Below are 12,172 nucleotides of genomic sequence, written 5' to 3'. Positions count from 1 at the left end.
CTGATCTCTCCCTCCAGCAACTGCTGTTTTCCTCTATCGGTTTGTGAGAATGTCGGCATACATCTTTTCCAACTCCAGAACCTGTGTCTGTAATCGAAACGATTTGATCACCGTTTTCCTGCCTTTTTCGCCCATTTTTCCCCATTTATGAGGATTCCTGATCAGGTCAAGCAACCGCTTGGCCAACTCCGCACTGTCCCGCTCCCGTACCAAGTATCCTGATTTTTTGTGTTTGACCAGTTCGGGGATACCGGCGTGCGATGTGGCAACCACCGGCAGTCCGGTCGCCATCGCTTCCTTTAGGACATTGGGAATCCCCTCCTGGTTGCCATTGCGGGTCGTGACGCTCGCAAGCGCAAACAGATGCGCCTGTTGCATTGCTTCCGCCACCTTCTGATGCGGAATCTCCCCCAGAAACTCCACTTTGTGCTGGATGCGGAGGCTTCTCGCCTGCTGCCGCAAACGTTCGCGGTACGGTCCATCGCCCGCAATCCGCAGGCAGATATTGGGATATTCCTGCTGCACCTTGTGAAATGCATCAAGCAGATAGTTCATTCCCTTCTTCTCGACCAACCGCCCCACAGATAGCAAAATGATTTTGCCATCCGCCGGAAATGTTCGTTGTTTGAACGCAAACCGGTCCACATCGATTCCGCTGTGGTGGACGCGGATTTTCTCCGAGGGGCAACCGAATCTGAGCAGCACCTCCCGCATGTTTTCGGACGTAACCGTAAACGCCTCTCCTTCCGCAAAGAGGCGCTGCAAATTGCCTTTGTATTTGGCGAGAGAGACCCGGTTGGAGGGAAGGTCAAATCCGTGAAAGGAAGTCAGCATGGGAAGCCCCAGCTTTTTTTTGACATTGAGGATTTCCGCCCCCGTGGTGCCGAATCTGGCATGAATCAGGTCAATGTTCTGTTCGCGGAGAATTCTCTCCAGGTCGGGTAACCGCTTGAATTGGAAAATCGGGTGAAACGGGAAGTGTTTGAGATTCAGAATGCGCTTGGTGCAAACAACCGGTGAAACCACTCTGAGATTGACCAGTTCCGAATAAATAAACGTTTCGCTGAGCGGCAGATACCAGGAACGTACGACTGCAACCTTGACCATGGCGTTCCTCCTTTTGTAGCCATACTATGAGGCGGATGCCGGTTGCTCTTGTGCAAAGGCATAGAATTTCCGCAGAAGCGGACGCCCATTTTGCGAAGTTCCGGATTTCTGCGGAACTGCGGGCGGGCTGGTTACATATACGAAAAACGAGGAGGTGCAACGAATGGTCGACTATATCGTTGGACGCAACCTGGGGCATTTGAACCGGTGTGTGGCGAATGTCGAAAAAAGCATGGAGATCGGTTCGTTACCAGTTCGTATTCACGCGTTCCCTCCGGCGCATGAGTGGCTTCGCAACAATCTCCCAAGCTGCAGACTTAGAGCGTTTTCCGGAGCCCAGTTGAAAAACTGCAGGGAATGGTTTCTGAAACAGGACCTGATCTTTCATGACTGGCGGGAAGAGGTACGGCTGCTTAAGCAAAAACGGCAACAAGACGGCCCGATTCTGGCCGGGATTTATCACAGTGAACTGGCGGTCTCGCCGGACGATACGGAATTGACGCGAAAGTTCAAACAGCAGATCCAAAACATCGCCCAACAAACAACCGATCTGTTTTTTCACATCAATTTACGACTGCCGGAGAAGCTTCCAGATCTCTCCGTGTACTATGTGCCGATTCCTCCCATTGTCCGTAACCTGACACAAACTCCCGGGCAAGTCAAAAAGAGATTGGGCATCCCGGAGGATGAACCGTTTATTCTCGTGCAGATGGGGGGCGGCATCGGCAAGTACCGATACCGATTCATTGTAGATTGGTACAACAAAATCAACCGGCTGAAAACCTCGTACCGGATCGTGGTGGCGAGTCAGTTGGAGCCGGTCGATTACGAGTTTGCGCCCCCGATCATTCAGGCGCCCTTGTTTGAAAATGGGAGAGATTTGGTGAACGCCGCGTCGCTCGTGGTGAGCAAGCCTGGAATGGGAATCCTGATCGATTGCATCACGACTGGCACCCCGCTCTTGGCATTGCCGGCGGATACGAAGGAGCGGCTCGTCAAAAACATGATGCTGGCGGAACTGGTGGGGAGCGATGTATGCATCGCTTCAAACCGGTTCACCGCTGACGATCTGGCAAAACGGATTGCAGAGATCGTGCAGTATAGCAGCTACTTCGAACAGAAATTCAATAAAATTCCACAAACTGGAGCAGAGGTGGTCGCCCGCTCGATGCATGTACTGGCCGGCCGCCGGCTCGATGAACTGCCCGACCTGTTTGGTAAAATCCTGGAATTCACCCCGTTTCACAGTGCATGAACAAGGCCACTGAAACAGGTGGCCTTGTTGGAAGTGAATCACGTTTCTCCATCCAGTTGCGTGTGCAACGGCCGGTATACATTTTTGATGAATTTATGCACCAAATGAGGCAGGCTTTTTTGTCTGCGGTATAGAAGTGTGGAGATGATTCCACGTTTGTCAACGCTTGTCAAGCCCCAGTCATTCGGTACAAACGCAAGGATCTCCTCCAACAGAAGGGAAGGGATCGTCTGAATGACATCCAACTGTTCATAAAATTGCCGTTCCTCTTCGATAAAGCGGGCCATCAGTTGATGCACCGCACTTTTCAGGATGCCGACCGGAAGCGTTTCCAGGTGTGGCAGCATCCACCCGTAGGATCCGAAAATTTCCGCCTGGTCGATCATCCACAAATAGTAAGTGCCCGGTCCCTGTTCCTGCAGCAAAATATTTTTTCGTGTCCTGTCTCGATTGCACAGCCAGTAGTCGAGCAGGATGATGCCCGGGAGGGAGCGGTGGTTCACCACATATTGCACATCCGCTGCGGTTCCGTCCACACAGCCGTCGATGTAGAGGGACGCAAACTGTTTTTGGGTCGGAGGGACTGTGGCCAAGGCCGGTACACTGCGGCAAAACGACGGGGGAATCTCTACCAGTTTGGCTGGTGGGACGGGAAGTTGCAAAAATCGGGCCAGGCAATAGGCGATCCATTCATTTGCCAGCGTTCGCTCGAAGCCGGGCTTCAGAAACTTGACCACATACTCGCGACCATCATCAAAGGCGATCAAATGGGCACCCGATTTTCCTGGGAAGCATCGCTTGTAGGCAACAGGCTGCATCACAGGCGGCCCCCTTCCACTACAACCCGCTTCAGCAGGCGGATATAGGCTTCGGCGCAACGGTTGATCGCAAACTGGTTTTGCGCCCGCTCGACAGCCGCCTGTGACATCAGATGATAGACAGTCGGGTTGTCAACCACGCGGTAAATTTGGCGGGTTGCCCCGCGTGCATGTTCCTCCCGGTACAGGCGACCCGTTTCGCCCTGCAAGACCAATTCGGGAATGGAGGTGATTTTGGGGGCGACGACAGGTACACCGCATGCCATCGACTCGATGAACGTGTTGCCGAACGACTCCCCTTTTGTCGTCGCCAGTGTGCAGCCGCCCGACTGCCGAATCTTTGCATAGACATGCGGCATCTCCTGATAGGGCACGACCGGGAACCATTTTACGATCTCGGTCAGCTGCTCCTCCTTCCACTTTGCGGCAAATTCGTCCCGCTGCACGCTTTGCGCACCGCCGATTACCCAGAACTCGATGTCATCTCGTTCTTTCCTGATCAAACGGGCAATTCGCAACAGCAACGGCCAATTTTTCCGCTTGTCAAGCCGGCCGATCCAGCCGACAATCTTTTTTCCGCTCGGCAAAAACGGTTCCGTGTCATAATGAATCTGATCGAACGGGATGGGGTGAAAGAATGAGAGATCCACACCGTTGTAAATCACTTCGATCGGGATGTCGTCAACCAGAATCGAAGCCAGCCGCTTCTGGTAGCAGGAGGGGACGACAAACGCGGCCGGCCGGACGCCCGCAAACCCTTGCACATGTGGTTTCAGCTTTAAAATCTCCGGCGTTCGCACTTCAACGATCACCGGACCGGTAAAATTCGCCTTCCGAATCCAGCGATAGGCGTCTCCTGTATCGACAACGACAATCGCATCATACGAATTGCGTTCAATCACTCCGACAATCTCTTGCTCCACTTTTGTCAGGTAAACGGGAGCAACGTCCTGCATGATGTGCATGCCGCCAAGATCGGTTGTGTACAGAAATTCGGTGACAATCCCATGTTTTTGAAAATACATCGCACGGTTCCGCCAACCGGCATTCACACCGCCTACCGTCAACAGACGCCAGATAACAAGAATCTTCAAAACGATCCCCCTTCACTGAATCAATCTTCCATGTGGGGTCAGGATGTGCTATTCCTGTCAGAAAACCTTGTGCGCCTTGCTTTTCACTTTCCCTTCCAAGGCGGTTGATTTGGCGACCTTGGCTTTTGTCCCGGAACCGGGCTTTGACTTGGTAACCGATTTTTCGCTTGGCTTTGTGACATGCGTCAGTTTCGGTTTGGGATTGGACTTCAGTTTTGGGTTGGATTTTACGGTGCTCGATTTCTGTTGTAGTTTTTGTACCAACTGGTTTTTCTCCAGATACCGGTCAATCTGCCGTTTCACGTACTTCTCGATGGTTTTTTTCGATGTTTCGGCCTTTCCGCTTTTCGCACTCCGTTTTTTGTCCTTTGTTTTCTGTTTATTTCCGGTTACCAGCGAGCGGTCGATCCAGTCCGCGAAATCATCTTTCAGTTGCTTCCGTTTGCCGTTTTTCCTGAGTCTGCTTTCCTTTTCCAGCAGATACGGATAAAACCGGTTTCGCAGTTGCTCCAGCTCGTGATCCGTTTCCATCATCCCCAGATTGTCGTTCTCTTCGGTCACCATCGGCTCTTCCGGTCGCTTCTCCGGCTTCCCTTGCGGAGGCTCGCCCGCTTTCGCCTGATACTGGTCGATCTGCCGGTCAATCTCTTCCTTTACAGTTTCAGCATCGCGCCCCTGCTCGGCCAGATCCTTGTACCATTCTTCTTTGTAAATTTTTCGCACCAAGCCTTCCAGCTTCGCGAAATATTTCTTCTTGTTGCTCATCGTCAGCAACGGCTGACTGAGCGCACGCACCGCGTCTTCCGTTTCCGGCAGATTGCTTTTGGCGATCACCTGGTAAATCTGGCGGGCCATGCTGTCGATCTGCATGTGTTGCTGCCATTCCTGATAAAGATTGGGGGCCATTTCCCGTACATGTGCGAGGAACACATCCTTATGGTCATTGCCCAGACTGCTCAACAGCTTGCGGGGATACGGATAGGTGCGCTCCCGCCACACCATGTGGGCCACGTCAAACACCTTGATGCTGCCATCCGGCTGGAGATAGATTTTCCGCTTGTGATGGTCGATCATCTTATACCCGATATCCTTGAATGTGGCCAGCATCTCGATCAGCTTGAGGGACAGTTCCCTGGTCAGCGGTTGCGATTGCAAGTAATCGTGCAGAGTGATTCCTTTCACCAGTTCCATAAAGATGTAATGGGTGCCCTTGTCAAACACGCGGGGAATCAAAGAGGTGTTCTGACCCAGCGACAGCGCATGATGTTCCCGTTCGCAGTCCTGCTCGTTGGCAAACACCTTGACACACAGATCCTCTCCCACTTTCAGAACGGCATCCCGCTTGCTGCGCCAGATGAGAGGCAGCGGAGTGGGATTTTCAACGATCACCGGCTCATTCTCGACGCTTTGTACCCGTACCTGCTGCACCCATTCCCTGATTTGGGCGTAATCGATCATCGGTTCTGCCGCTGCAGCCGGAACTTCGGCCGCCTGAACCGGTGTGTCCGCCGGTGGGTCGTGGACGTCTAGGGCCGCCTCCGGTTCCAGTTCCGCTTGTTCGACGGCGTCCGCTTCCATTTCTTCCCCATCTATGTCGGTTTCCATTGTTTCCATGTCCGCTACCGACTGCGCCCCGAACGAGGGGTCGATTTTTCCCTGCGCCAGATCCATGCGCGATCTGCTCCTTTCTGTTGTCTGCTTCTACGGTCTTTACCAACATTTAATGCACCGCTACCCGCTTCCGTTCATAAAATGGTTGGATGCACATGGGTGGACGTCTGTCTCGAGTTTTGGCAAACGGGCCAGCCACTGCATAGATTAAAACCGTAACCTGCAAACTGGGGAACAACGCGGAGGTCAGGGGAATGATCTACCAGAGGCAAACGTACCAGATCCGCCCGGAACATGCGGAGCCGCTGAACCGGTTTTTCCATGCATACCTGCTGCCAAACCGGGTGAAAAACGGCGCCAGGCTGGTGGGGTGCTGGATCACTGAAAACAGGCGAGAAATCACAGCGATCTGGGAGTATCCGAACCTGGAGGAGTACCGGAAGATCGAAGAACGGGTTCAAAAGGATGAGTTGCACCGCCGCGCACAAGCCGAGTGCAAACAACGGGAGTTGTACCTGGCGTGCAGGGAGGAATTCCTGCAGTCAACCGGATCGTATCCTTCGCCGCAACAGACTGTAACAGTCAGCGGCTATATTACAAATGAGCAGCAGGAAGCACTGCTCGTCCGCACGTATTGGCGTTCTGACACATGGGAACTCCCAGGGGGCGGCGTTGAAGCAGGGGAAACGTTGGATGCCGCATTGTGTCGCGAGATTTTGGAAGAAACGGGAATTCATGTGAACTTGCACGGGATTACCGGCGTCTATTCAAATGGAAGCACCATTTCGATCGTCTTTCGCGGAACTTGTCAGGCAGGCCCAACCGCTCCATCAAACGAAACGAAAGAGGTCCGGTTTCAAAAGATCGACGAAACCAATCTGGCTTCCTATATCACCCGTCCCAAATTCAGGTCGCGCGTGCTCGACTCAATGCGCGGCATTTGCGTTCCCTATGAAGCATTCCGTGTCAGGCCGTATCAGCTTGTACGCAGGTATGATCCGCATCGCGAACCTTTCCGATAGCACACAAAAAAAGGCCGCACTGGCCTGTTTGGCTGGCGGTTATCGGGAGTTCATGACAAACGAATAGGTCTCCGCCAGCCCCTGGCGAATGCCATACTCGGGTTGCCACCCCAACTGTTCGTACGCTTTCCGGTTGGCCAGGCAGCTGTTCCGGATGTCGCCCGGCCTTTCCGGCCAATATTCGACCGGAATGTCAGCACCGTGAATGTCTTTCAGATAGTCCACCAACTGATTGATCGATGTGCGGGCGGCGGTGGATACGTGGATGATCTGGTTGTCTCCTTTGCCAATGGCCGCCAGGTTGGCTCGTACGACATCTTTTACATAGACAAAATCGCGGGTTTGTTCCCCGTCCCCATGAATCTGCAGCGGCATCCCCCGCTTGATGCGATCCAGGAAAATCGCCACCACGCCGCCTTCTCCTTTCGGTGTCTGCCGGGGGCCATAGACATTCGCGTAACGCAAAATCGTGTACTGCAGCCGGTGCATTTGGTGAAACAAACGGATAAACGATTCGGGCGTCAGTTTGGAAATTCCGTAAAACGAAATCGGGCAGGTGGGCTGTTCCTCGCGGATCAGTTCCGTCCCGCAATCGCCATACACGGCGCAGGAAGATGCATAGACCAATTTTTTGACAGAAGCCTGGCAACATGCCTCCAACACATTAATGGTTCCCAGGATGTTGACAGACGCATCATAGTCCGGTTCCCGGATCGAACGTTGCACATCGACCTGCGCCGCCAGGTGAAACACAACATCCGGTTGCTCGCGCACGATCAACTCCCGGGTTTCCGCATCGCCAACATCCAGCACGTGCAGGACCGCCTGCGGGTTCACCCACTCCCGGTGGCCGGTCGCAAGATTGTCGATCACATGCACCAAAGCCCCTTCCGCAACCAGTGCCTCTACCAGATGGGAGCCGATAAACCCGGCTCCGCCGGTTACAATCGCCTTCAAGGTGTCACCCCCGTTCGGATTCGACAGTTTGGCGGTACCATTCGATGGTTCGACGCAACCCCGTTTCCAGACCCACCCGCGGTGTGTACCCCAGGATCGACCGGGAACGGGAAAGGTCGGGAATCCGCGCCTTCATATCTTCATACCCGGGTCCATACGCCGCTTCATACGGCACCCGGACGATCGGCGATGTGGAGCCCGCCAGCCGATGGATCAGGGTGGCTAACTCCTGCACGGTAGTCTGCTGGTCCGAACCGATATTGAAAGCCAGTCCGTTGGCTCTCGGTCCGAGTGCAGCCACCGTGCCCGTTACAGCATCATCAATATACGTAAAACACCTGGATTGGGTACCGTCGCCATAGACTTCGATCGGTTCATTGTTCAGTGCCGCCCTGACAAACCGCGCCACGACCCCGCCATACTGGGAGGATGTCTGGCGAGGGCCGTATGTGTTGAAATAGCGGATGATCGTCACCGGCAATCCGTTCTTGGCGTAGGCGAAACACAAATGTTCGTCAAGTGATTTCGCTGTGGCATAACACCAGCGGTGAATCGATGGCGCCCCCAGCACGCGATCCGATTCCTCGGTGAAGGGGAGGTTCTGGTTCTTCCCATAGATTTCAGAAGTCGATGCAAAAATCACTTTCACGCGCTTGCGATAGGCCAGTTCCAGCACATTCCGGGTGCCGTCAATATTCCCTTCCATCACTTTCAACGGATTTTCGACCGTATTTTTAACTCCCAAAACGGCAGCCAGATGAAACACGGTGTCACAGTTGTCCATCAGCTTGCTGAGGGTTTGCCGGTTGGTCACCGAATCGTGGACAAACGTGTGCCTCTGGTGGCCCATCACGTCACGCAGGAATTCCGGTCGCCCTGTCGAACAATCGTCCAGCGTAGTCACCTGGTGCCCGATTCTCAAAAGCCGCTGGACCAGATGAGATCCGATGAAGCCGGCGCCGCCTGTAACAAGGATTTTCAAAACCGTTCCCTCCTACAACAAAATGACGTTCCGGCGGTGCTGCACGCTGCGTGTCGCGTTGCGCGTATCAATCACCAACGGCGCATACGCCACGATCGATTCATATGGAATGCCGGTGTGATCGGTGAGAATCAGCGTACAATCATGCTGTTCCACATACCTTCGGGTCAGCGCCAGACGTTTCAGCCGCATCCCGGCCACTTCGATCTCCTTGATATAGGGATCGTAAAAATTGACCAGAATCCCCAACGCCAGCAGCCGCTCGATAATTTTGAAAGCGGTCGATTCACGCGTATCATTCACATCTTTCTTGTACGTGACGCCAATCACAAACACCCGGCTTCCCGCCAGCGGCTTTTTGGCTGATAGATGCTGCTGCAGTTTCCAAACGACAAAATCCGGCATCTGTTGGTTGATCTTGTGGGCCAACTCGATAAATTGCAGATCGAACTGGTATTCCCTCGCTTTCCATGACAGGTAGAGCGGGTCGACCGGAATGCAATGCCCGCCGATGCCCGGCCCCGGATAATACGGGGTAAAGCCGTACGGTTTTGTGCTTGCGGCAGCGATCACTTCCCACAGATCGATCTGCATCCTGTCGCACAACATCGCCAGTTCGTTCATGAATGAAATGTTGACGAACCGCTGACAGTTCTCCAGCAGCTTGGTCATCTCAGCAACCCTCGGAGAAGACACCACCACTACCTGGTCAAAAACCGTTTCATAGACCCGTTTCGCAAATTGCGTGCACCTGGGTGTCACTCCCCCCAGCACTTTCGGAATCTTATGCAGAGCAATCTGATCCTGGCCAGGGTCGATCCGTTCCGGCGAATACGCTAACGCTACATCCTTACCGGCTTGCAGGCCGCTTGCCTCGAGCAGCGGTCGCAGTTCTTCCTCGGTCGTTCCGGGATAGGTCGAACTCTCGAGGACCACCAGCTGACCGTTTCGCAGATAAGGCAATGCGCTTTCCATCGCCTTCCGCACGTATTGCAGATCGGGCTGTGCCTGTTCGTCCAGGGGGGTTGGCACACACAGAATCACCGCATCCACTTCTGCCACCACGTCGTACGAGTCACCGACAAAGAAACGACCCGTTGCAAACAGGCTTCGAATGTCGCCATTTGTAAAGTCGGACAGATAGCTCTGCCGCTTCATCAGTTTCCTGATTTTGTTTGCGTCCACGTCAATCCCGTATACGGTATGGCCTTTTTTCAGAAACAAACGAGCCAGCGGCAGCCCGACATATCCAAGACCAATGATTGCCAGTTTGTAAAGGACGATCTCTCGCACCCCGCTCACCCCTTTCCAGATTCTAAAACATACTACGTATAAACCTTGGCCGCCGTAATGGATAAGCACCCTGCCAATCCAAAATTAAGGAAAGCGCCTTTATGTTTACATCATGTGTTTGCCGGCCGTGTTCGGACTGCACAGGCAAAAATGGATTCCAACCTACCGGAAATATAGTTTTCTATCTCTTTCCGATGGGTATTTGGCAACATAGGATAGTATCGACATCTTGACAGGAGAAAGGGTGAGGCTGTTGAGAATCTTGTTGGCTACCTATTGGTACCTGCCGCATGTAGGAGGGGTGTCGACCTATGCATACGGGCTGAAACGGCGGTTGGAGCAAATGGGGCACCAGGTGGATATGTTCGCACACCATCCGGATATGGATAAGTACTACATGCCAAACAACGGACGTTTTCTCGATAAACCGAAAGTCAAAGACGTGATTTACGAAAAGGTGCTCGCCTTTTACAACAAATATCTGCCGCAAGTCGACCCCTGGATCCGCTGGCGGGACATCGAACGCTACAGCTTTGAAGTGGCGGCCGCCGTATTCGGTCTTACCAAGTATGATGTGATCCATACGCAGGACATTGTATCGACCCGCGCCTTGTGGCGGGTGAAGCCGCCATCCATTCCCCTGGTCGCCACCATTCACGGGTGTCTCGCCACCGAGTTCCTGGTGTCGGGCGAGGTGACAGGCAAAGAAACGCTTCCCTGGCATTACGTCGCTGCCGAAGAATACTATGGAGCCACCTCGAGTAACATCACGATCGTCCCCACCCAATGGCTGAAAAATCTGATGGTCAGCGAATTCAATGTGCCGGCTCAGCATGTCACCGTCGTGCCGTACGGAATGGATATCCCCGCTTTTTTGAAAAAGATGGAAAGGGGAGGAAAGTCGTACACCCCCTCCGGCAAGTATATCCTCGCCTGCCCCGCACGGCTTGTTCCGGTGAAAGGACACGAACATCTGCTGCGTGCACTGGCAAGGCTGAAACAGGACCGAACCGATTGGCTGTGCTGGCTGATCGGCGATGGTCCATTACGCCAACAGCTGGAACAACTGAGCGAACAGTTGGGCCTCGACACGCATGTGATGTTCCTCGGGAACCGGAATGACGTGCCGGCTCTGCTGCGGCAAGCGGATATTTTCGTGCTGCCGAGCCTGCAGGACAACCAGCCTTTTTCGATCATGGAAGCACATATTGCGGGCAAGCCGGTTGTCGTCACGGATGCCGGCGGAATCCCGGAAATGGTGGAACATGGCCGGACCGGATTGATCTCTCCCGCAGGCGACAGCGAGCAGATGTACCAAAATCTGAAATATTTGCTGGAAGATGAGTCCCTGCGCCACTATCTGGCGGAAACCGGCAAACGGTTCGGGATGGAGCAATGGTCTTTCGAAAGGATGGTTGATCGCACGCTGGATATTTACAGGACGGTGGTCGGGAGGGAATTCCATTGAGTGACAAACACATGAGTGACAAAGACAGCAAACGAAACAGGAAACAGCATACGGAAACAATGGACGAAATGCTGGAACAGCTGCTGGCCGAGCTGGAGAAGCTGAAACAGGAAAATGACCGGCTGCGGCAGCAATTGCAACCGGCCAGCGCGAATTTGCCAAAAACGGTCGGTGACGCGGAACGAATGGCAGACACCGGGAGCAACCGGACGGTCACACGGCATGCCGAGAAACAGGACGCCGACCTTGCGGATGAGAACTCCGTGCCGCTCAACGACTACTGGAACTCATTAAGTCTCGGCTACAGCATGTACGATTCACTCTTTCTTATTGCCGAGCCCACACAGACATGGCCCGATCCACTCGTCTGGAACATTATGTACGCAGCCGCACCCGCCGGCTATGCGATCCCGGATCCTGCATTTGTCCAGGTGTTGTCGACAGCTGTCGCCTGGCTGCTGCTCAAACCCACTCTGCCCGAACAGACTTTGCCGTATGACTCGTTTTTGCAGGCACTGGCACAAATTCCCGGTGAGGTGGAGGATGAGGCAACGCCGAGTTGATC

General features: G+C 53.8%; 11 protein-coding genes. 4 read left to right on the top strand and 7 right to left on the bottom strand.

Annotated elements, in window-relative coordinates; all coding sequences use genetic code 11:
* Window positions 1-33: 33 nt before the first annotated feature.
* Entirely contained in the window at window positions 34-1,107 is a 1,074-nt protein-coding gene (locus tag C230_RS0108885) for a glycosyltransferase (RefSeq protein WP_018131683.1), read from the bottom strand.
* Between the two features lie 163 nt (window positions 1,108-1,270).
* Between C230_RS0108885 and C230_RS19935 the strand changes: the two genes are divergently transcribed.
* Window positions 1,271-2,362, top strand: coding sequence for a glycosyltransferase (locus tag C230_RS19935; protein WP_018131682.1), 1,092 nt, complete (start codon window positions 1,271-1,273; stop codon window positions 2,360-2,362).
* Window positions 2,363-2,400: 38 nt separating this feature from the next.
* On the opposite strand, the gene C230_RS0108875 is transcribed toward C230_RS19935, so the two are convergent.
* The 3 genes from C230_RS0108875 to C230_RS21345 are packed head-to-tail and all read right to left on the bottom strand — an operon-like array spanning window position 2,401 to window position 5,945.
* The gene (locus tag C230_RS0108875) at window positions 2,401-3,180 is read right to left on the bottom strand and encodes a HipA family kinase (RefSeq protein WP_018131681.1); all 780 of its coding nucleotides are present in this window, start codon (window positions 3,178-3,180) and stop codon (window positions 2,401-2,403) included.
* Entirely contained in the window at window positions 3,180-4,274 is a 1,095-nt protein-coding gene (locus tag C230_RS0108870; RefSeq protein ID WP_018131680.1) for a glycosyltransferase family 4 protein, read from the bottom strand. The genes C230_RS0108875 and C230_RS0108870 overlap by 1 nt, the downstream gene beginning before the upstream one ends.
* Before the next feature lie 57 nt (window positions 4,275-4,331).
* Window positions 4,332-5,945, bottom strand: a complete 1,614-nt coding sequence (locus tag C230_RS21345; RefSeq protein ID WP_018131679.1) for an RIO2 family protein — start codon at window positions 5,943-5,945, stop codon at window positions 4,332-4,334.
* 194 nt (window positions 5,946-6,139) lie between these two features.
* On the opposite strand from C230_RS21345, the gene C230_RS0108860 reads away from it, so the two are divergent.
* The gene (locus C230_RS0108860) at window positions 6,140-6,907 is read left to right on the top strand and encodes an NUDIX domain-containing protein (protein ID WP_018131678.1); all 768 of its coding nucleotides are present in this window, start codon (window positions 6,140-6,142) and stop codon (window positions 6,905-6,907) included.
* A gap of 39 nt (window positions 6,908-6,946) precedes the next feature.
* Here the strand turns inward: C230_RS0108860 and C230_RS0108855 are convergent, their stop codons facing one another.
* The 3 genes from C230_RS0108855 to C230_RS0108845 are packed head-to-tail and all read right to left on the bottom strand — an operon-like array spanning window position 6,947 to window position 10,139.
* Entirely contained in the window at window positions 6,947-7,864 is a 918-nt protein-coding gene (locus tag C230_RS0108855; RefSeq protein ID WP_018131677.1) for an NAD-dependent epimerase/dehydratase family protein, read from the bottom strand.
* A 4-nt stretch (window positions 7,865-7,868) separates the two neighbouring features.
* Complete coding sequence (locus C230_RS0108850) at window positions 7,869-8,846, bottom strand: NAD-dependent epimerase/dehydratase family protein (protein ID WP_018131676.1); 978 nt, start codon at window positions 8,844-8,846, stop codon at window positions 7,869-7,871.
* A 12-nt stretch (window positions 8,847-8,858) separates the two neighbouring features.
* Window positions 8,859-10,139 (bottom strand): nucleotide sugar dehydrogenase, encoded by a 1,281-nt coding sequence (locus C230_RS0108845; RefSeq protein ID WP_018131675.1) that lies wholly within the window; start codon window positions 10,137-10,139, stop codon window positions 8,859-8,861.
* Window positions 10,140-10,392: 253 nt separating this feature from the next.
* Between C230_RS0108845 and C230_RS0108840 the strand changes: the two genes are divergently transcribed.
* Entirely contained in the window at window positions 10,393-11,607 is a 1,215-nt protein-coding gene (locus C230_RS0108840) for a glycosyltransferase family 4 protein (RefSeq protein WP_026174228.1), read from the top strand.
* Window positions 11,604-12,170: a hypothetical protein gene (locus tag C230_RS0108835; protein WP_018131673.1), complete on the top strand. Its 567-nt coding sequence runs from the start codon at window positions 11,604-11,606 to the stop codon at window positions 12,168-12,170. The genes C230_RS0108840 and C230_RS0108835 overlap by 4 nt, the downstream gene beginning before the upstream one ends.
* The last annotated feature ends 2 nt before the right edge of the window (window positions 12,171-12,172 follow it).

The sequence above is a fragment of the Effusibacillus pohliae DSM 22757 genome, assembly GCF_000376225.1.
Classification (GTDB): domain Bacteria; phylum Bacillota; class Bacilli; order Tumebacillales; family Effusibacillaceae; genus Effusibacillus; species Effusibacillus pohliae.
The sequence above is the reverse complement of the archived record's forward strand: the minus strand, read 5'-3'. Positions and strand labels throughout refer to the sequence as shown.

What these genes read in the sequence shown, in the direction of transcription:
- C230_RS19935 (WP_018131682.1), top strand. Translation starts at nt 1,271, where the DNA reads ATGGTCGACTATATCGTTGGACGCAACCTGGGGCATTTGAACCGGTGT.
- C230_RS21345 (WP_018131679.1), bottom strand. Translation starts at nt 5,945, where the DNA reads ATGGATCTGGCGCAGGGAAAAATCGACCCCTCGTTCGGGGCGCAGTCG.
- C230_RS0108860 (WP_018131678.1), top strand. Translation starts at nt 6,140, where the DNA reads ATGATCTACCAGAGGCAAACGTACCAGATCCGCCCGGAACATGCGGAG.
- C230_RS0108875 (WP_018131681.1), bottom strand. Translation starts at nt 3,180, where the DNA reads ATGCAGCCTGTTGCCTACAAGCGATGCTTCCCAGGAAAATCGGGTGCC.
- C230_RS0108885 (WP_018131683.1), bottom strand. Translation starts at nt 1,107, where the DNA reads ATGGTCAAGGTTGCAGTCGTACGTTCCTGGTATCTGCCGCTCAGCGAA.